We start from the raw sequence: 19,251 nt of genomic DNA, 5'->3' as shown, positions 1-19,251 counted from the left end.
CTCGTGTGAAGGGGCCGAGCGTGAGCGACATCGGACGACGCCTGCGCCAGATCCGCAACGCCCGCGGCAAGTCGCTGGCGGTCGTCGCGGGTCTGGCGGGAATCTCACCGTCGTACCTGAGCAGACTCGAATCCGGGCAACGCGCGCTGGACCGGCGGTCGCTGATCGTCGCGCTGGCGCAGGCGCTGGACGTGGCGCCGAACGAGATCACCAGCGCGTCCCTGCTGGCCACCCCGGGGGAACCGGAAGAGGACCGCGCGGTCGGCGCCGTCCGGCTGGCCCTGTTCGCCGCGGGCATGGGCGCGAGCCAGGGGCGCGCGTGCGGGCTGGCCGAGCTGGACGCGCGCGCGAACGCGCTGCTGGACAAGCAACGCGAGTGCGACTACGCCACGGTCGGCGCGCGGCTGCCCGACCTCATCAACGACCTGCACACCAGCCTCGCGGTCGGGAAGGACGAGCGGGAGATCCTGCGTCTGCTCGTGATAACGCACGTGCAGGGCACCCAGGCCTGGCTCGGCGACATCGGCGCGGGCCAGGACCTGGCCTGGCAGGCCGCCACCCTGGCCGCCGCCGCCGCGCAGGACCTCAACGAGCCCGCGTCGCTGGCGATCAGCGGGTTCGGCACGGCCTTCGGGTTGATCGGCGCGAGCGGCTTCGACCTGGCGAACAAGGTCGTCGCGGACACCGACCCGGGCACCGGCCTCGGCGACGACGAGCGCGAGATGTCCGGGATGCTCACCCTGACCCGGTCCCTGATCGCCGCGTCCCAGGGCAGGCACGCCGAACGGCTCGCGGCCCTCGACCACGCCGCCGACCTGGCCGCGCACACGGGTGAGGGCAACGCGTTCTGGTTCGGCTTCGGCCCGTCCAACGTGGGCGTGTGGCGGATGAGCGTGGCGCTGGAGGCCGGTGAGCACGCGGAGGCGGCCCGGGTCGCCGCGACCGTGAACCCGGACGCCCTCCCGTCCCCCACCCGCCGATCCGCGTACTGGCGCGAATACGGCCGCGCCCTGGCCCGGCTGCCCAACCACCGCAACGAAGCGGTGCTGATGCTGCGGCGGGCGGAACGGATCTCACCCGCGCGGGTCCACCGCAACCCGTTCATGCACTCCGTACTGGCGGAACTCCTCGCCCGCGCCCGCGACGACGCCATCGGACGGGAATTGCGCGGCCTGGCCTACCGCTCCGGCCTGCTGACTTAGGGTCTGGTGATCCGTTCTCTGGCCCGAACGGGCGACCTTGCCTCCGTGGCAAGCCGGGTTTTCCCTCCCTCACCTACCGTTGGTGGCGGTGGAGGAGGTGATGGGCGTGGTCGGGGAGATCGGGTCCGCGAGCCAACGGGGAGTCCCGGTTTGACGGCGACCCCGGAGCAGGTCGACACGGCGCGAGCCTTGGTCCTGCTAGCCGCCAAACTGGACGCACTCCCCGCCCGGCTGCGTGACTACGCCTCCGGTCTGATCATCGGCTGGGCCTCACCGGAACAAGCCGACGCCCTGGCCGCTGCCCTGGAAGAAACAGCACGACAGGTCAGGCGGAACAAACCGCAGTTCGTGCTGACCACGGAGTGAGGAAGCCCCACCACCACACAGGCGGCGGGCCCCACCGATTCGCCCCGGAGGGGTCCGCTGCCATCCATTGTCCACAATGGATGGCAGCAGTGGACTAAGAGCGGCGCCTCTCTGCCTACTCACCTCTGTCCCTGTCCCTGTCCCTGTCTCTGCCTCGGCCTGTCTCTCCTGCTACCCCCGCAACCGCCGCTGGATCCCCACCCCACCCCCACCCAACACCTTTCTCCCTAGCCACCCTCACAACTGCCGCAGAAGCCCAGCCCCCACCAGAACGCAACGCGCCCCTGCCATACGCCTTGATTGGGTGGACTTGCTTTGCGTGGGGGGACGGACCTGCCAAGCTCTCCTGCGGGTGGGGTGGGCTTGCCCATCCCCACCGCTCTTCCCCACCGCAGGTTCGTTAGGGGCCCCGCGCAAAGCAAGTTCGCTCAATCGAGGCCGCCCTTGTTTTTCGCGTGGGGCTGGACTGATCAACCCGGCCCGGCGCTGATCTGGTCCGCGGCGTGAGGTGAGCATCGATCGACCCAGCGAGGACCTGTTCTCCCGGGCTCCCACGCGAGTTTTCGAGCGTGTGCTCGACCTGGCCAGGTGGAGAAGGGGTTGCGAAGCAACCTCGGCGGGGAAGGCGAGTGCAGCTCGGATGGATGGTTGTGGCTTATGGGAAGCGAGACTGTCGCATCCAAAAAGCAACGGGCCCCCTCGGAAGTCCGAGGGGGCCCGTCACCAAAACACTGCTACCGCAGGTACTTCCTACCGTTCGTCACCGCAGACCACGCGTCAACCGAGCCGTGGCCGTAGAAGTTGTTCAGCTGCGGCGTGCCCTCGCACGTCGCGTTGAACTCCGCAGCCCGACCGACGAGCGTGTAGTCCACCGTCCGAGGCGTGGGGCAGGCGATCGGAGCAGCAGTGCCCTCCAACACCTTCCGCACCTTGTCCGGGCTAAGGCTCACGCCACTGCGCGTGTAGTCCCCGTACTGGGACACGATCAACGCCGCCACACCGGAGGCGTGCGGCGAGGCCATCGAGGTGCCCTGGAGGTACTGGTAGTACCCGCAGGTGCCGTCCGCCTTGCACGCCTTCTGCACACCCAGCGCCTCACCGTCGGGAGTGATGTTCCCGGCAGCATCGATCGCGCCTTCGGTCAGGGCCACGTTGCGGGGATACGCCGACAGGATCTGGTTCTCGTTGGTGCGGTACCAGTCCGTGCCCAGACCATCCCGGAAGTAGCCGCCGGGGGCGGAGACCGAGAGGCGTTCGAAGCCGTAGTTCGAGTAGTCCGCCTTGGCTTGCGACGGGCCGTACGAACTCACGCCGATCGCGTGGGGACCCTCGATCGGCAGCGACAGGCAGGTGGCGTTGTCGATCGTGCGCGGGTGGGTGTTGCCGACGGGGAAGTTGGGGCTCGTGTTGTCCGGCAGCGGTTTGCCGAGGTCCATGTGCCCGTTGCCCAGCGACACCACCTGGCTGACGCCCTTGCGGTGCGCGTACTCCATCGCCCGGCCGATCGACCGCACGATCAACCGCTGCTCGCTCTGCTGCTCCGGGGTGTCCGCCGGGTTGTTCGCGCAGTTGAACAGCCACGGGTCGACGTAGAAGGACATGTTGACCACGTCCAGCCCCGCGTCGCCCGCGTACGTCATCGCGTCGACCACGGGCTGCAGGAAGAACGAGCCCGAGTCCTGGCCGCCGCGGATGTTGACGATCGACACGTTCGGCGCGACACCGGAGATGCCGAAGCCGTCGGCCGCCGCGGCGATGGTGCCCGCGACGTGGGTGCCGTGGCCGCCGTTGTCGACGTCCGCCGGGTCGACGCAGCCCCGGTACTCGCAGGGCCCGTCGACCTCCACCCCGTTCTCGTCGAACGGGATGTCGCGGGTGAAGTTGCGCGAGAGCGCCCGGTCGAAGTTCGGCGCGATGTCCGGGTGGCTGCCGTCGACACCGGTGTCGAGTACACCGACCTTGACGCGCTTGTCCCCGGCCTGCTTCGTCCGCGCCAGGTCCGACCGCACCGCGGACAGGCCCCACGCCAACGAGTCCAGCGGGTCCATCCCGGCGGTCGCGGCGGGTTGCGCCCGCTTGCCCGCCCGGGCCGCCTTCGACTCCTCCTCCACCGACTTCGACTTGGCCCCACCCGCACCGCGCGGGGCCTGGCCGATCGCCTTCGACCGCGCGGCGGTGTCCACCGCGCGGTTGCCGGCGAGGCGGGCGGTGAAGCCGTTCTCCGGCGCGGTAGCGGTAACCAGGCCGACAGCCTGGTTGGTGCTCACGACGGTGCCGCCCGCCGCGCGCACCGCCGCCACAACGGCGTCGACGCTCGCACCCTCGGAAGAGAGCACGTTGTACTCCACCGCCCGACCGCTCAGGGCAGCCGGTTGGGCCGTCGCCGCGGTGGGTGCGACCGCCGCGAGGGCGGCCACCACCGGCACCGCGAGGGCGGCCACGGTCATTCTTCGTCTGTTCACGCGAATCCCCTCTCGTGAAACAACTCCCCTGAGCTGGGCCCCCGACTCAGGGAACGACCGACTTCTCCTCCGCGAAGTGGCAGGCGCTCGGGTGCGCGCCGACCCGGGTCATCAACTCGGGCTCCTCCTGCGCGCACACCTCCTGCGCCTTCCAGCAGCGCGTGCGGAACCGGCAACCCGACGGCGGGTCGACCGGGCTGGGCACGTCGCCCTCCAGCCGGATGATCTGCCGCTGGCCGCGCAGCTCCGGGTCGGGCACGGGCACCGCGGACAGCAGCGCCTGGGTGTACGGGTGCGTCGGGTGCTCGTAGAGCGCGGTCTCGTCGCCGATCTCCACGACCTTGCCCAGGTACATCACCGCGACCCGGTCGGACAGGTGGCGCACCACCGACAGGTCGTGGGCGATGAAGATGTACGACAGCCCGAACTCGTTCTGCAGGTCGCCCAGCAGGTTCATGACCTGCGCCTGGATCGAGACGTCCAGCGCGGACACCGGCTCGTCGCAGACGATCACCTTGGGCCGCAGGGCCAGCGCGCGGGCGATGCCGATGCGCTGGCGCTGGCCGCCGGAGAACTGGTGCGGGTACCGGTTGATGTGCTCGGGGTTGAGCCCGACCACGTCCAGCAGGTCCTGCACCTTCTTGCGCCGGTCGCCCTTGGGCGCCACCTCGGGGTGGATCTCGAACGGCTCGCCGACGATGTCGCCGACGGTCATCCGGGGGTTGAGCGAGGTGTACGGGTCCTGCAGCACGATCTGGATGTCGCGGCGCAGCTTGCGCAGCGCCGAACCCTTGAGCCCCAGGATCTCCTGGCCCTCGAACTTGACCGAACCGCCGGTCGCGGGCTCCAGTCGCATGAGGACCTGGGCCAGGGTGGACTTGCCGCACCCGGACTCGCCGACCACACCCAGGGTCTCGCCGCGCTTGAGGTCGAACGAGACGCCGTCGACCGCGCGCACGTGGCCGACGGTCCGCTTGAACAGCACGCCGACCCGCACCGGGAAGTGCTTGACCAGGTCGCGGACCTCGATGATGTTGTCACTCACCGGAGAGCAGCTCCTCGGCGAAGTGGCAGGCGCTGAGCCTGCCGGGGGCGGGCCGGTGCTGGGCGGGGACCTCGGTCTTGCACACGTCCTGCACGCGGGGACAGCGGGGGTGGAACGGGCAGCCGCTCGGGATGTTGATCAGGCTCGGCGGCAGGCCCTTGATGGTGTTGAGCTCGGTGCCCTTGAGGTCCAGCCGCGGCAGGGAGTCCAGCAGCGCCTGGGTGTAGGGGTGACCGGGCCGCCGGTAGAGCGAGATCGCGTCGGACTGCTCGACGATCCGCCCGGCGTACATGACCGCGATCCGGTCCGCCACCTCGGCGACCACGCCGAGGTCGTGGGTGATCAGGATCAGGCCCATGTGCCGCTCGACCTGGATCTCCTTGAGCAGGTCCATGATCTGCGCCTGGACCGTGACGTCCAGGGCGGTCGTGGGCTCGTCGGCGATCAGCATCTCCGGGTCCAGCGCCAGCGACATGGCGATCATCGCGCGCTGCCGCATGCCGCCGGAGAACTCGTGCGGGTACTGCCGCACGCGCCCCTTCGGGTTGGGGATCTTCACCAGGTCCAGCAGCTCGATGGCGCGCTTGCGGGCGTCCTTGCGGGACATGCCCCGCCGGACCCGCAGCTGCTCCTCGATCTGGAACCCGACGGTGAAAACCGGGTTGAGCGCGGAGAGGGCATCCTGGAAGATCATGGCGATGCCCGAGCCACGCACCTCCCGCCTGCGGTTGGTGCTCGCCCGCAACAGGTTCTCACCGTGGAAGCGGATCTCGCCCCCGGTGATCACCCCGGGAGGCATGTCGAGGATGCCCATGATGGTCTGCGCCGTGACGCTCTTGCCGGAGCCGGACTCACCGAGCACGGCGAGGGTTTCCCCCGCCTCGACCCGGTAGCTGACGCCGTTGAGCACCTTGGCCACACCGTCGCGGGTGCGGAACTCGACGAACAGGTCGTCGACCTCCAGCAGGGGCGCCCCGGGGACCGGTCCGGTCCTGCCCGGCGCGGGCTTGGTTGTGTTCGCGGACATCGTGTCGTTACCTCATCTTGGGGTCCAGCGCTTCGCGCACGGCGTCGCCGAGCATCACGAAGGCCAGCACGGTCGCGGTCAGGAAGGCCGCCGGGAACAGCAGCGTGTGCGGGGCGACGCGGATGACGTCGCGCGAGTCGGCGATCATCACGCCCCAGGACACCACCGGCGCGCGCAGACCGATGCCGAGGAACGACAGGGTCGCCTCGATGCCGATGAACGCGCCCAGCGCGATGGTCGCGTAGACCATCACCGGCGCGAGGGCGTTGGGCAGCATGTGCCGCAGGATGATCCGGGTGGAACTCGCGCCCAGTGCCCTGGCCGCCTTCACGTAGTCCTGCTGCTTGGCGGTGATGGCCGCGGACCGCATGATCCGCATGCACACCGGCCAGGACAGCACCGAGATCGACAGGATCACCAGGAACATGATCTCGGTGGCCGAGGTGGAGCCCGCGGCGCGGAAGCTGGACAAGATGATGATCGCGCCGAGCACGAACGGCAGACCGAAGAACACGTCGGCGATGCGCGACATGAGCCCGTCGATCCAGCCGCCGTAGAAACCGGCCAGCAGCCCGAGGGCGCCGCCGATCAGCACGGTCAGGATGGTCGACACGACCCCGACGATGATCGACGCGCGGGCACCGTAGATGACCCGGGCGAAGATGTCGGCACCCTGGTTGTCGTAGCCGAACCAGGCTTCGGCCGACGGCGCGTCGCGGCTGCGGCCGAGGTCCGCGTAGGTGGGGTCCACCGAGGTGAACAGCGACGGCCACGCGGCCATCAGCAGCACCAGGAGGATCAGCGCGGCGGAGACGATGAACAGCGGTCGCCTGCGCAGGTCGTACCAGGCGTCGGACGCGAGACTGCGGGGTTTGCCCGCCTTGGTCTCGATGTGCTCGGCGCCGGTGACGAACTCCCCGGCGGTCGAGGTGACCGCCGCGCCGGTTGCCGCGGTGCTCGGGTCAGTCATAGCGGATCCTTGGGTCGAGGACGGCGTAGAGCAGGTCTACCAGCAAGTTCGAGATCAGGTACACGATCACGAGCAGGGTGACCACACCCGTGACCGCGGCGCCGTCCTTGCCGAGGATGCCGTCGTAGACGAGGTTGCCGATGCCCTTGATGTCGAAGATGCCCTCGGTGACGATCGCGCCGCCCATAAGGGCGCCGAGGTCGGTCCCGAGGAACGTCACGACCGGGATGGCGGAGTTGCGGAGCAGGTGGACACCGACGACGCGGCGCTGCGGCAGGCCCTTGGCCACCGCCGTGCGGACGAAGTCGGCGCGTTTGTTCTCCGCGATCGAGGTGCGGGTCAACCGGGTCACGTACGCCATGGAGAGGCTGCCGAGCACGAAGCCCGGGGCTATCAGGTGCCCCCACGGCGCTGGTGATGCCGACACCGTCGTCTTGATCCAGTGCAGTTCGAAGCCGAGCACGATCTGCAGCACGAAGCCGGTGACGAAGACCGGCAGCGAGATCAGGAACAGCGTGGACACCAGGACGAGGTTGTCCAGGAAGCCGCGACCGCGCAGACCCGTGAGGATGCCCGCGGCCAGCCCGATGACGGCCTCGATGAGCAGCGCGACGACCGCGAGCCGCAGCGTGTTCGGGTACGCGTTGGCGATCAGCTCGCCGACCGAGACCTCCTTCGAGGTGATCCCGAAGTCGCCCTGCAGGAGGTTCAGCATGTACTTGCCGTACTGAACGATCAGCGGGTCGTCGAGGTTGAACTTCTCGGTCATCTTGGCGATGTACGCGGGCTCGCAGGGCCGCTCGCCGCACTTACCGGCGAACCGGTCGCCGGGCAGGCTCCAGACCAGCCAGTAGATCAGGAACGTGGTCCCGATGAACACCGGGACGAGCTGTAGTAGACGTCGGAGGACGTAGCGTCCCATTCGGATCTCCCAACCTGACTCCGGGCCGGGGATGCGGGATCGCCGCACCCCCGGCCCGGAGTGGCATTGGTGGTGACTACTTCTTCTTGACCGTCACCGTGGTGAGGTCGAGCTCGCGCAGGGAGCTCAGGCGCGCGTTGTCCAGCCGCTCGGACCAGCCGTACTGGGCGGTCTGGTTCCACAGCGGGATGACCGGCATGTCATCGCGCAGCAGCCGCTCGGCCTCCTGGTAGAGCTTGTTGGCCTCGTCGACGCTGGGCGCCGCGTCGGCCTTGGTCAGCAGCTCGTCGAGCTTCGGGTTGGTGTACTCACCGTCGTTGGAGGACGCCCCGGTCCGGTAGATCTGGTTCAGGAAGTTCTCGATCGACGGGTAGTCGGCGATCCAGCCCGACCGGAAGATCGCGGTCATCTTGCGGCCGTTGATCTGCTGGCGGGTCTCGGCGAAGGTCGGGATCGGCTCGTAGGTGCACTCGATGCCCAGCGCGTTCTTGATGCTGTTGCAGGTCGCGGTCATCCAGTCCTTGTGACCGCCGTCGGCGTTGGTCGAGAACTTGATCGCGCCCTTGAAGCCCGACTTGGCCAGGTACTCCTTGGCCTTCTCCGGGTTGTACACGCACAGCTCGCCGCACTGGTCCTTGGCGTAGCCGGGGACCGCCGGGTTCACCCAGCCGTCGGCCGGGATGCGGGTGCCGTCGAAGATCTTGTCGACGATCGACTTGCGGTCGATGGCCAGCGAGATGGCCTTGCGCAGGTCGGGGTTCTGGTAGGTCGGGTCGTACAGCGGGAAGGTGACCGTCTGGTTGCCCATGTACGGCGTCGAGCCGTTGCGGCCCTCGAGGTCCTGCTTGTACTTGCCGCCCGCGATGCCGGTCGGCGGGACGGTGTCGAGGAAGTCCAGGTCACCCGAGACGACCGAGGCGTAGGCGGCCTCGTTGGACTCGTAGATCTTGAAGGTGAGGTCCTTGAACTTCGCCTTGTCCGCGCCCTTGTAGTCGTCGTTGCGCGTCAGCTTAATCTCGGTGTTCGGCTTGCGCGAGACGAACTTGAACGGCCCGTTGCCGATCGGCTTGGCCTCGAACGCCTTGGGGTCGCTGAAGAACGAGTCCGGCAGCGGGAAGAACGGGTTGTAGCCCAGCTTCAGCGGGAACACCGCGAACGGGGAGGCCAGGGTGACCTCGAAGGTCGTGTCGTCGACGACCTTCAGGCCCGACATCTTGTCGGTGGTCGGCTGCGGCGCCTTCTGCGGGCCCGCGGTGCCGTCCGGGTCCTCGGTGTGCACGTCCTTGTAGCCCTGGACCTGCTCGAAGAACGAGCCGTTCTGCTGGCCGTTGGGGCTGTAGGCGGTGTAGTTCCACGCGTCGACGAAGTTCTTCGCCTTGACGTCGGTGCCGTCGTGGAACTTCCAGCCCGCCTGGATCTTGATCGTGTAGACCTTGGAGTCGGTGGTCTTGATCTCCTGGGCCATGGCGTTCTTGGACTCGCCGGTGACCGGGTCGTAGGTGGTCAGACCGGTGAACAGCGCCCGGACCACCTTGGAGCCGCCGGTCTCGTTCGTGTTGCCCGGCACGAGCGGGTTCTCCGGCTCGGTGCCGAACGCCGACAGGGCGCCGTCCGGGTCGGCGGTGCTGCCGCCGCCGCTTCCGGTCGAGCCGTTGCCGCCGCCGCTGTTCTCGCTGTCGCCACCGCAGGCGGTGAGGGTCAACGCGAGTGCAAGCGACATCGCCGATGCCGCTATCCAGCGTGGTTTCCGCATGGGTCTCCTCCCAGGCTAGTTCGACGTGCTCGGGCTTGGTCCGCCGACGGCTCCGTCGATCACGAAGCGGAACCGCCCGCTCCGAAAGTGAGTGGAAGTTAACCGGAGGGGCGAGACGACTGGCGATCACTGACGTCACAAACGAGTCACAATCACCCCCGATTCAACCATTTGGGGGATAGTTAGATCGACAAGTGACCGCTAGTCGAACAGTTCCTTGTGTCATTTAGATGTCAAGCTGATCAGCGCTGGTGCGCTGGGGAATGTCACTCTCGGTCAGCGGGGCCCGGCGATCGACAGCGCGATGCCGTCGAGGATGTCGTGCTCGCTGACCAGTAGATCTGTGATCTCACTCTCTTCGAAGACGGTGCGGGCCAGGGCGCGCACGATGATCGCGCCCCCGCCGATGACATCCACCCGACCGGGGTGCATGGCACCGAGGGCGGCCCGCTCCGCCCGCTTCAGACTGAGCAAGTCCGCCGTGACCCGCCACAGCTGGCGCGAGTCGAGCCGGGCGTGGTGGATCCGCTCGGGGTCGTATTCGGGCAGGCCCAGGGCCACCGCGGCCATCGTGGTGACGGTACCGGCGACGCCGACCAGGGTGCGCGCCCCGGCCAGCGGCACCGCCGCGTAGGCCTCGGCGAGCACCCGCTCGGCGATGTCGCCCGCGTCCTGCTGCTGGCGCTTCGACGGCGGGTCCTGGCTCAGCGCCCGCTCGGTGAGCCGCACGCAGCCGATGTCGACCGACTTGGCCGCCTCGACGTGCGCGTGGGTGCCGTCCCAGGTGCCGCGCACCAGCTCGGTGGAGCCACCGCCGACGTCGGCGACGAGGAACGGGCCGTCGTCGGGGTCGAGGTCGCCGACAGCGCCGGTGAAGGACAGCCTGGCCTCCTCGTCACCGCTGATGACCTCGGCCTCCGCGCCGAGCACCGCCTTGGTCATGGCGAAGAACTCGTCGCGGTTGTCCGCGTCGCGGGTGGCCGAGGTGGCCACCATGCGCACGTCGCGCACGCCCTTGCGGACCAGCACGGCGGCGTAGTCGGCCAGCGCGACCCGGGTGCGCTCCAGCGCCTCCGGGGCCAGCCGACCGGTCGCGTCCACGCCCTGGCCCAGCCGCACGACCCGCATCTCCCGGTGCAGGTCCCGCAGCACCGGGACGCCGTCGTGGCGCTCGGTGACCTCGGCGACCAGCAACCGGATCGAGTTCGTGCCGCAGTCGATGGCGGCGACCCTGTTCATGGCACCCACCTGTTCATGCCCCGCAGCCTAGAACGTCACCGTTCACGGCCCGCGTCGAGCACTCCACAACCGCGCGCACGTGCATTTGATGTCCACACCCGGACCAGTGTGGATCGTCGTTCGGCAATTCTGGTAATTCTGTGAATTGGACGCAAAGAATAAACCGCCTCACTGTTGGTGAGGCGGCTTATCCACTGTCCAGGTGGAATGGACCGTGTGGACTCGGACGGTCGGACTGGCACGAACGGACCAGGCCGACCGTCGCCCCCCGCGGTCGCGGGGCGTCCGGTCAGGGCTGCGGCGTGCTGGTGGCGCTGACGCTCGACCCGGCGGCGGGGGACGTGGTCTGCGCGGCGCAGGGGTCCGGCACGGCGGGCGTGGTGGTCGGCGTCGGGGTGGTCGTCTGCGACGGGGTCGCGCCGGGGCACGACGGCGTGGTGGTCGTCGTGGTCGGCGGGGTGGTCGTCGTCGTGGTGGTCGTGGTGGTGGTCGTCGTGGTCGTGGTCGTCGTGGTCGTGGTCGTCGTGGTGGTGCTCGACGGCGGCGACGTGGTCGACGAGCCGGGCGCGGGCGTGGTGGTGCCCGCGGGCGGCGGCGTGCTCGGGTGCTGCGTCGGGTTGACGCCGGGCACCGGCGAGACGGCGACGGTGGAGCCCGGCAGGCCGCCCGGAGGCAGCGCGAGCTCGATGGACCGGTCGACCGGGTCGCTCGGCATCGGCGTGACGCCCCGGGCGTACGAGTCGGCCCAGAGCAGCACGGTGCGCACGTAGCTGTCGGAGTGGTTGTAGCGGAAGACCGCCGTCGCGCGCTGGCGCGGGTCGGACACGTCCAGGCCGCCGGAGCACAGGTACTTGCCCGCGCCGAGCGCCGCGTCCCAGACGTTGTTCGGGTCGGTCTGGCCGTCGGCGTTGCCGTCGGCCGCGTAGCCGCGCCAGGTGGACGGGATGAACTGCATCGGGCCGACCGCGCGGTCCCAGCGGGCGTCGCCGTCGTAGCGGCCGCCGTCGGTGTCGGAGATCGCGGCGAAGCCGCCGCCGTTGAGCACCGGGCCCAGGATCGGGGTGGCCGTGCGGCCGTTCGCGTCCACCCGACCGCCGCGGGCGTGGTTGGACTCGATCCGGCCGATGCTGGCCAGCAGGGGCCAGTCGAGCTTGCAGCCGGGCGTGGTCACCGCGAGCGTGCCCGCGGCGCGCATGTACGCCTCCAGCATCACCGACGGGATGTTGGAGCCGCTGTTGGGTAACGGCGTGATCGCCGGGCCGCCGTTGTAGGCGAGCAACTGGGGGTTGGCGGCCAGCGCCAGGATCTGCTCGCTGAGCCGCTGGTTCACGGGTTTGGAGCCGTCCGCGCCGACGTCGGCGGGGTCGGTGAGCCCGGGCAGGCCGCCGCCCGCCTGGCCCGCGAGCGCGTACTCGCCGCTCTCCGCCCACTGCACGGGTTCACCGGCGACGACGGGCACCAGCAGCAGCGCTCCCGCCGCCGCGGCCACCCCCCGCTTCCGCCTGTCCCGCCGCCGGTGCTTGCCTGCCCTGCGTGCGCTCACCGTGAAAAACCGCCCCTCGAACCGTTGTGCTTCCGCCGGCTCCCGCCGACCCGTCCTCCGCGCCTGTCCCGGCCATCTACCCTGCCGCATCTCGAGCCCGGAGTCATGGTCGTCGGGGCGCTCGGGCACAGATGTCGTCACCCGCCGCCCGTTCGGCCGTTCCCTGTTAACCCGGACGTTCAAGTTGTGGCCCAGTTGTCCGTGACTGGGACGTAACGCTGCGGGGTGCCGGTTGCCCCGCAGCTGAGGTTACCCTCGAGTAGTGATCCCCGGTCCGCCACCAGTTGCCACTCACGAGGTCACCAACCAGCCCCCTCCCCTGCATCGCCACGACCCCCTCGGGTGTGACCCGACCCTGGTCACAGCCGTGCGCGCGTTCGGGTCCGACGACGTGGTGGCGTCGCTGGCGGGCGTCGCGGCGGACGCCGGGTCGGCCGAGGCGCGCGAACACGGCAGGCTCGCCGACGCGCACCCGCCGGTCCTGCGCACGCACGACCGGTACGGCAACCGGGTGGACGAGGTGGAGTTCCACCCCTCCTGGCACTGGCTGATGGCGCGCGCGGTGGGGCACGGGCTGCACGCCGCGCCGTGGGCGCCGGACGCGGGCCCGCACGCCCACCTGCGCCGGGCGGCGGCGTTCACCGTGTGGTCGAGGGTCGAGGCGGGCCACGGGTGCCCCATCTCGATGACGTACGCGGCCGTGCCCGCCCTGCGCCACGCGCCGGAACTCGCGGCGCGGTACGAGCCGGGGCTGCGGTCGCCGGTGTACGACCCGGGGTTGCGGGAGCCCGGCGGCAAGGCCGGGCTGCTGGCGGGCATGTCGATGACCGAGAAGCAGGGCGGCTCGGACGTCCGCGCGAACACGACGACCGCGACCCCGCTGGCGGACGGGACGTACTCGCTGGTGGGGCACAAGTGGTTCACCTCGGCGCCGATGAACGACCTGTTCTTGGCGCTGGCGCGGGCCCCCGGGGGTCTGACGTGCTTCGTCCTGCCGCGCGTGCTGCCGGACGGGCGCCGCAACGCGCTGCGGTTGCAGCGGTTGAAGGACAAGCTGGGCAACCGGTCCAACGCCTCGGCGGAGATCGAGTACACGGGGGCGGTCGGCTGGCGCGTCGGCGACGAGGGTCGGGGGGTGCGGACCATCATCGAGATGGTCACGATGACCCGGCTGGACTGCGTGCTGGGCTCGACGGCGGGCATCCGCGCCGCGCTGACGGAGGCGGCGCACCACGCGGCCCACCGGTCGGCGTTCGGGGCGGTGCTGCGCGACCAGCCCGCGATGTCGGCGGTGCTGGCGGACCTGGCCGTGGAGTCGGACGCGGCGACGGTGCTGGCGATGCGCCTGGCGTCCGAAGTGGACAAGTCAGGCCCGCTGCTGCGGCTCGCGCTGCCCGCGGCGAAGTTCTACGTCTGCAAGCGGGCGCCCGCGGTGGTCGCCGAGGCGTTGGAGTGCCTGGGCGGCAACGGGTACGTGGAGGAGTCGGGGATGCCCCGGCTGTACCGGGAGGCGCCGCTGATGTCGATCTGGGAGGGGTCGGGCAACGTCACGGCCCTGGACGTGCTGCGCGCCGTGGAACGCGAACCGTCCTCTGTGGATGCACTGGTGGCGGAGCTGGAGCTCGGCGCCGACCGTCGGCTGGACGATGCGGTGTCAGCCCTGCGCGCGGAGCTGGCGGCGGCGGAACCCGCGCGAGCGCGGGCGCTGGCGGAACGGATCACGCTGTGCCTCCAGGCGAGCCTGCTGGTGCGGCACGTACCGGAGGTCGCCGAGCCCTTCATCGCCACCAGGTTGGCGGAAGGGGGTCGGATCATGGGAGCGCTGCCGCGCGGCGTCGACACGGCCGCGCTGGTGGACCGGGTGACACCGGATCCGGGACAGTTTCCGGTCAAGGAGTAATGGATCGGTAGCGCTCGGCGACCTTGTCGACTGTGAGCGCAGTCGGACCTGGGCAGCAACCACCGAACCAACCGGTGGGTCGGGGCGGGGTGGTCCTCGCGGCGACCGGCCTTCTCGCGGACGCCGCCGCGGTCGCGGGGCTGTTCGCGGAGAGCCCGCGGGCGTTGGTGCTGATCGCCGCGGTGCTGGCCCTGGTGCTGGGCGGCTGGCTGGGTGTGCGGTTGTGGGGCAGGCCGTTCGGCTTCACCGCGGTGCTGACGCTGTTCAGCGTGCTCGCGGGCATCGTCCTGATCGCCGTCGCGGCGGCGCTACCGGCGGAGGACGCGGTCGCCGAGGACTCCGGCGGCGGCACGACCACCAAGCAGAACCGCACAACGGACCCCGACGCGCCCGAATCGGTCACCACGACCAAACCCCCCACCGCCGGACACCAGCCGAAGGCGCTGGAGGTCAAACTCGACTACGGGGTCGGCGCCGACGTCGACGGCGCCAAACCGACGCTGACGCGCACACAGCGCCCGACCGGCGACATCGACATCTCCATGACCGACATCGGCCTGATCTACACCACCGGCGACGGCTTCGTCGCCTACAACGGCAAACTCTCGGACGCCGAGTCCACCTGCGCGAACGCGCTCACCGACGAAGTGACCAAGTGGGAACGCGAACTGCTCGCCGTCCCCGGCACGCGGTACTGCTTCGCCACCTCGCAGGGCCGCACCGGCCTCCTGGAGATCACCGGCGCCCCGGGCGCGGGCGGCGCCCAACTGGAACTGGCCATCCGGGTCTGGTGAGGAGCACTGTGGAACACGGGTACCCGCAGCCACCGAGACCGCCGGACCCCCGGGTGGGCCGGGCAGGCGTGCTGCTGGTGGTCATCGGCATCATCGCCGACGCCACCGCGCTGGTCGGCCTGTGGTCGGCCAAGCCACTGGCGCTGGTCCTGGTGGCCGCGTTCCTGGCGCTGGCCCTGGGCGTCTGGCTGATGATCCGGCTGTGGGGCGGGCGGTTCGGCGTCGCGGTGCTGATGGCGCAGCTCTGCGTGATCGCGAGCGTGGTGCTCGGCGCGATCGCGGTCACCCTGCCCACGGACGAGTCGACAGCCGATCCCGGCGGCACCGCGACCGGCTCGAAGCACCAGCCCACCGAACCCGGGTCCACCACCGAAACCGACGCCCCCGGGTCGAACCTGCGGGTGCGACTCGGCGGTGGCACCGGCACCGATGTCGACAGCGGCTCCCCGAAGGCGCGACGGGTGACCGGTGTCGCCGAGGACATCGACCTGTACTTCGCCGAGGGCAACTACTTCAAGACCACCGGCATGGGTTTCATCAACTACCGCGAATCCGATGGCAACGCGCAGAGCACCTGCGCGTACTCGCTCAAGGACAAGGTCGCCAAGTGGGAGTACCTCCCCACCCCGCAGATCGACGTGGAGTTCTGCTTCGCCACCTCGGACGGCAGAGTGGGGTGGCTGCGGGTCGAGGGGATCACCTCCCCCGGTCCTGATAGCGACGGCGAGCTAGAGCTGTCCGTCCGCGTCTGGTGAGGCGCACTCGCCCAGTGGCCACGACCCGGCCAGCAGGGCGATCGCCTCGTCCCCGAACGGGTTCACGCCCGGGCCCACGGCCAGCGAGTGCGCGACCAAGGCGTGCAGGCACTTGACCCGGCCCGGCATGCCGCCCGCCGTCACCTGCGTGCCCAGCGTCTCGATGGCGTCCCGCTCGGCCAGGTACGACTCGTGCGCGCGCAGGTAGTGGGCAGCCAGTTCCGGGTCCGTCGACAGGCGCTCGGTCATCTCGCGCATGAGGCCGGTGGTTTCCAGGGTGCTGATCGCCGCCGCGAGCTTGGCGCAGGTCAGGTAGTACAGCGTGGGGAACGGCGTGCCGTCCTCCAGCTTCGGGTTGGTCTGGATGACCGCCGGGTGGCCGCTCGGGCAGCGGGCGGCGACGGCGCGGATGGCGCGGGGGGTGCGGCCGAGCTGGGCGGCGACGGTGGCGCGGTCCTGCTCGGTGACGGCCTCGAGGGTCATCGGCCCGCCCCGGTGACGGAGTCCCACAGGTTCTCGTACCAGGACTGCTGGGGCACCGGCTGGGTCGTGGCGTGTTCGTCCTCGGTACCGGCGGCGCCCGGGGGCAGCTCGACCAGGTACGGCGTCTCTCCCGGCATCACGTACTTCAGTCTCTCGCGGGCCTGGGCGCGCACCTGCTCCGGGTCGGCCAACCGCTCCTTGCGCTTCACCAGCTCGTCGTACTGCCTGCGCAGTTCGGCCTGCTTCTGCTCCACGACCTCGACCTCGGAGCGCTGCGACAGGTAGTTGCGCAGCGGCACCGCGACGCTCAGCGCCAAGGCGCAGACCACGGTGGCGACCACGGCCGCGCGCCGGGTGGTGGCCAGGCCCAGCACGCCGCCGCGCTTGCGCAGCTTCTGCTGGGCCGCCTGCCGCACCTGGCGCACCGCGCGCGGCTTCTCCTTGTCCGGTGCGGTCGGGCGCGTCCGCACGCGCTCGGGTCTGCGGGCGACGGATCCCCGTCGCCCGCGACCGCCGCGTTCGGTGCCACGCCCGACCATCGGCTCAGGACTCCGTCGGGGTGAAGCGCGGGAAGGCGAGGTCGCCCGCGTACCGGGCGGCGTCGCCCAGGGTCTCCTCGATGCGCAGCAGCTGGTTGTACTTGGCGGTGCGCTCGCCGCGGGCCGGGGCGCCGGTCTTGATCTGGCCGACGCCGGTGGCCACGGCCAGGTCGGCGATGGTGGTGTCCTCGGTCTCGCCGGAGCGGTGGCTCATCATGCTGCGGTAGCCGTAGGAGGTGGCCAGGGTGACCGCGTCGAGGGTCTCGGACAGGGTGCCGATCTGGTTGACCTTCACCAGCAGCGCGTTGGCGGCGCGGCGGGCGATGCCCTCCTCCAGCCGGTCGGGGTTGGTGACGAACAGGTCGTCGCCGACGAGCTGCACGCGCTCGCCGATCTCGGCGGTGAGCCGGACCCAGCCGTCCCAGTCGTCCTCGGCCAGCGGGTCCTCGATGGACACCAGCGGGTAGGCGTCGACCAGCTCGGTGTAGTACGCGGTCAGCTGCTCGGCGCTCTTCTTGGCACCCTCGAACTTGTACGCGCCGTCGGCGTAGAACTCGGTGGCGGCCACGTCCAGGGCGAGCGCGATGTCGCGGCCCGCGGTGTAGCCCGCCTTCTCGATGGCGACCAGGATCAGGTCCAGCGCCTCGCGGTTGTTGCCCAGGCTCGGGGCGAAGCCGCCCTCGTCGCCGAGGCCGGTGGCCAGACCCTTGGCCTTGAGCACCGACTTGAGCGAGTGGTAGACCTCGGTGCCCCAGCGCAGCGCCTCGCGGAAGCTCTCCGCGCCGATCGGCGCGATCATGAACTCCTGGATGTCCACGTCGGTGTCGGCGTGCGCGCCGCCGTTGAGGATGTTGAGCATCGGCACCGGCAGCACGTGCGCGTTCGGGCCGCCCAGGTAGCGGAACAGCTCCAGGCCGCTGGACTCGGCGGCGGCCTTGGCCACGGCCAGCGACACGCCGAGGATGGCGTTGGCGCCGAGGCGGGACTTGTCCTGGGTGCCGTCGAGGTCGACCAGCTTCTGGTCGACGATGCGCTGGTCGACCGCGTCCACGCCGGCCAGCTCGGGGCCGATCTCGTCGAGCACGGCGGTGACGGCCTTCTCCACGCCCTTGCCGAAGTACCGGTTGGCGTCGCCGTCGCGCAGCTCCACGGCCTCGTGCTCACCGGTCGAGGCGCCGGAGGGCACCGCGGCGCGGGCGAGGGTGCCGTCGTCCAGCGCGACCTCAACCTCCACGGTGGGGTTGCCCCGCGAGTCCAGGATCTCGCGCGCGCCGACCTGCTCGATGACAGCCACGTGGTGCTCCTCACAAACCGTTCAACCAGTCCCCGACGAGCCTAGCGGTGCGGGTGGGTGGCCGGCGGGCATCGCGGGAGGGGGATCGCTCACAGCCGGTCAGCGTTTTGTCGGACCGCCGAATAGCCGTGTCGCCGAACAGTGGGGTGCGACGGCCTTGGGGTCGAGGAACAGGGCTCCCGCGCGTAATGTTGATCTGACTATGACCCAGGACCAGGGCAGCACGTTCGACGCGTTCCGCCACGCGGAGTCACTGGTGGCGCAGCGCAGGCCGCTCGACGCCCTGGTCGCCCTCGGTCCCGTGCTCGACGCCGAACCGGACGCCCCCAGCGTGCACCTGCTCGCGGGCCGCGCGTACCTGGGCTCCGCCCAACTCCGGCGCGCGGAGACCGCGTTCCTGCGGGTACTGGAACTGGATCCGACGGACCACTACGCCCGCTTCGCCCTGGGCAAGACCCTGCAGCGGCAGAGCAGGCTGACCGAGGCCCAGACCCAACTGCGCATCGCGGTCGCGATGAACCCCCTGCCCGAGTACCAGGAGGCGCTGGGCGAGGTCAACGCCAGGATCGCCGTGGACCGCGACCGCTGAGGGCGGCGGTTCTCGGCCATCACCGCGAGTAGGCGGGCGGCGTCGGAGAAGATATCCCGGTCGGGGCACACCGAACGGCCGACGGGAGAATCCGGAGGATGAGCATCCAAGACCAGGCCCAGCAGCTCGCGGGACTAGCCGACCGCCTCCCCACGGGTGGCATCCAGCAGCTCAACAACGAATTGCAGCAGATCGGCCAACAGGTCTCCAGCCTCCTGGGCCAGACCCAGAGCGCCAACGCGGTCCACTCGATCCTGTCCCAAGCCCAGAACGTGGCCAACGACCTCGGCCAACTGCTGGAACAGGCCCGAACCGAGATAACCAACGCCGCCCACCACCACCTCAGCGCGGGGTGATCCCGGCGGCAG

Annotated in this window: 18 protein-coding genes; 7 read left to right on the top strand and 11 right to left on the bottom strand. The window is 70.2% G+C overall.

Features of this window, described 5'->3' with window-relative positions; genetic code table 11:
• Nucleotides 1-20 precede the first annotated feature (20 nt).
• A complete protein-coding gene (locus V5P93_RS04105; protein WP_104477774.1) occupies nucleotides 21-1,202 on the top strand; it encodes a helix-turn-helix domain-containing protein in 1,182 nt (393 codons plus the stop codon).
• Nucleotides 1,203-1,352: 150 nt separating this feature from the next.
• On the top strand, nucleotides 1,353-1,568 hold the full coding sequence (locus tag V5P93_RS04100; protein ID WP_104477173.1) for a hypothetical protein: 216 nt from the start codon (nucleotides 1,353-1,355) through the stop codon (nucleotides 1,566-1,568).
• 734 nt (nucleotides 1,569-2,302) lie between these two features.
• On the opposite strand, the gene V5P93_RS04095 is transcribed toward V5P93_RS04100, so the two are convergent.
• The 8 genes from V5P93_RS04095 to V5P93_RS04060 form a co-directional block, all read right to left on the bottom strand.
• Nucleotides 2,303-4,015 (bottom strand): S8 family serine peptidase, encoded by a 1,713-nt coding sequence (locus tag V5P93_RS04095; protein ID WP_104477175.1) that lies wholly within the window; start codon nucleotides 4,013-4,015, stop codon nucleotides 2,303-2,305.
• Between the two features lie 61 nt (nucleotides 4,016-4,076).
• Nucleotides 4,077-5,075 carry an ABC transporter ATP-binding protein gene (locus tag V5P93_RS04090; protein WP_104477177.1) on the bottom strand — a complete coding sequence of 333 codons (999 nt, stop codon included), beginning with the start codon at nucleotides 5,073-5,075 and terminating at the stop codon, nucleotides 4,077-4,079.
• On the bottom strand, nucleotides 5,068-6,102 hold the full coding sequence (locus tag V5P93_RS04085; RefSeq protein WP_104477179.1) for an ABC transporter ATP-binding protein: 1,035 nt from the start codon (nucleotides 6,100-6,102) through the stop codon (nucleotides 5,068-5,070). Before V5P93_RS04085 ends, V5P93_RS04090 begins: the two co-directional genes overlap by 8 nt.
• Nucleotides 6,103-6,109: 7 nt before the next feature.
• Nucleotides 6,110-7,072: an ABC transporter permease gene (locus V5P93_RS04080; protein WP_104477181.1), complete on the bottom strand. Its 963-nt coding sequence runs from the start codon at nucleotides 7,070-7,072 to the stop codon at nucleotides 6,110-6,112.
• A complete protein-coding gene (locus V5P93_RS04075; RefSeq protein ID WP_104477182.1) occupies nucleotides 7,065-7,994 on the bottom strand; it encodes an ABC transporter permease in 930 nt (309 codons plus the stop codon). Before V5P93_RS04075 ends, V5P93_RS04080 begins: the two co-directional genes overlap by 8 nt.
• Nucleotides 7,995-8,070: 76 nt before the next feature.
• Entirely contained in the window at nucleotides 8,071-9,714 is a 1,644-nt protein-coding gene (locus V5P93_RS04070; RefSeq protein ID WP_245931054.1) for an ABC transporter substrate-binding protein, read from the bottom strand.
• Between the two features lie 309 nt (nucleotides 9,715-10,023).
• Nucleotides 10,024-10,986, bottom strand: coding sequence for a Ppx/GppA phosphatase family protein (locus V5P93_RS04065; RefSeq protein WP_104477186.1), 963 nt, complete (start codon nucleotides 10,984-10,986; stop codon nucleotides 10,024-10,026).
• A 289-nt stretch (nucleotides 10,987-11,275) separates the two neighbouring features.
• Entirely contained in the window at nucleotides 11,276-12,529 is a 1,254-nt protein-coding gene (locus V5P93_RS04060; RefSeq protein ID WP_245931056.1) for a lytic transglycosylase domain-containing protein, read from the bottom strand.
• 262 nt (nucleotides 12,530-12,791) lie between these two features.
• On the opposite strand from V5P93_RS04060, the gene V5P93_RS04055 reads away from it, so the two are divergent.
• The 3 genes from V5P93_RS04055 to V5P93_RS04045 are packed head-to-tail and all read left to right on the top strand — an operon-like array spanning nucleotide 12,792 to nucleotide 15,978.
• Nucleotides 12,792-14,429, top strand: coding sequence for an acyl-CoA dehydrogenase family protein (locus V5P93_RS04055; protein ID WP_245931057.1), 1,638 nt, complete (start codon nucleotides 12,792-12,794; stop codon nucleotides 14,427-14,429).
• Nucleotides 14,430-14,461: 32 nt separating this feature from the next.
• On the top strand, nucleotides 14,462-15,223 hold the full coding sequence (locus V5P93_RS04050) for a hypothetical protein (RefSeq protein WP_146107926.1): 762 nt from the start codon (nucleotides 14,462-14,464) through the stop codon (nucleotides 15,221-15,223).
• Nucleotides 15,224-15,231: 8 nt separating this feature from the next.
• Nucleotides 15,232-15,978, top strand: coding sequence for a hypothetical protein (locus V5P93_RS04045; RefSeq protein ID WP_146107927.1), 747 nt, complete (start codon nucleotides 15,232-15,234; stop codon nucleotides 15,976-15,978).
• Here V5P93_RS04045 and V5P93_RS04040 read toward each other — a convergent pair.
• From V5P93_RS04040 to eno, 3 genes are all read right to left on the bottom strand, one after another.
• Nucleotides 15,952-16,461 carry a DUF501 domain-containing protein gene (locus V5P93_RS04040; RefSeq protein ID WP_104477191.1) on the bottom strand — a complete coding sequence of 170 codons (510 nt, stop codon included), beginning with the start codon at nucleotides 16,459-16,461 and terminating at the stop codon, nucleotides 15,952-15,954. The genes V5P93_RS04045 and V5P93_RS04040 overlap by 27 nt on opposite strands.
• Entirely contained in the window at nucleotides 16,458-16,931 is a 474-nt protein-coding gene (locus tag V5P93_RS04035; RefSeq protein ID WP_245931060.1) for a septum formation initiator family protein, read from the bottom strand. Before V5P93_RS04035 ends, V5P93_RS04040 begins: the two co-directional genes overlap by 4 nt.
• Before the next feature lie 73 nt (nucleotides 16,932-17,004).
• Entirely contained in the window at nucleotides 17,005-18,294 is a 1,290-nt protein-coding gene (eno, locus tag V5P93_RS04030) for a phosphopyruvate hydratase (protein ID WP_104477193.1), read from the bottom strand.
• Between the two features lie 202 nt (nucleotides 18,295-18,496).
• Here eno and V5P93_RS04025 point away from each other — a divergent pair, with 202 nt between their 5' ends.
• Both V5P93_RS04025 and V5P93_RS04020 read left to right on the top strand, forming a co-directional pair.
• On the top strand, nucleotides 18,497-18,883 hold the full coding sequence (locus V5P93_RS04025; RefSeq protein ID WP_104477195.1) for a tetratricopeptide repeat protein: 387 nt from the start codon (nucleotides 18,497-18,499) through the stop codon (nucleotides 18,881-18,883).
• A gap of 98 nt (nucleotides 18,884-18,981) precedes the next feature.
• Nucleotides 18,982-19,239, top strand: a complete 258-nt coding sequence (locus tag V5P93_RS04020; protein ID WP_104477197.1) for a hypothetical protein — start codon at nucleotides 18,982-18,984, stop codon at nucleotides 19,237-19,239.
• The last annotated feature ends 12 nt before the right edge of the window (nucleotides 19,240-19,251 follow it).

This window comes from Actinokineospora auranticolor (genome assembly GCF_041897805.1).
GTDB classification, from domain to species: Bacteria; Actinomycetota; Actinomycetes; order Mycobacteriales; family Pseudonocardiaceae; genus Actinokineospora; species Actinokineospora auranticolor.
Note: the sequence above shows the minus strand (reverse complement) of the source record. Positions and strands in the feature narration are given on the sequence as shown.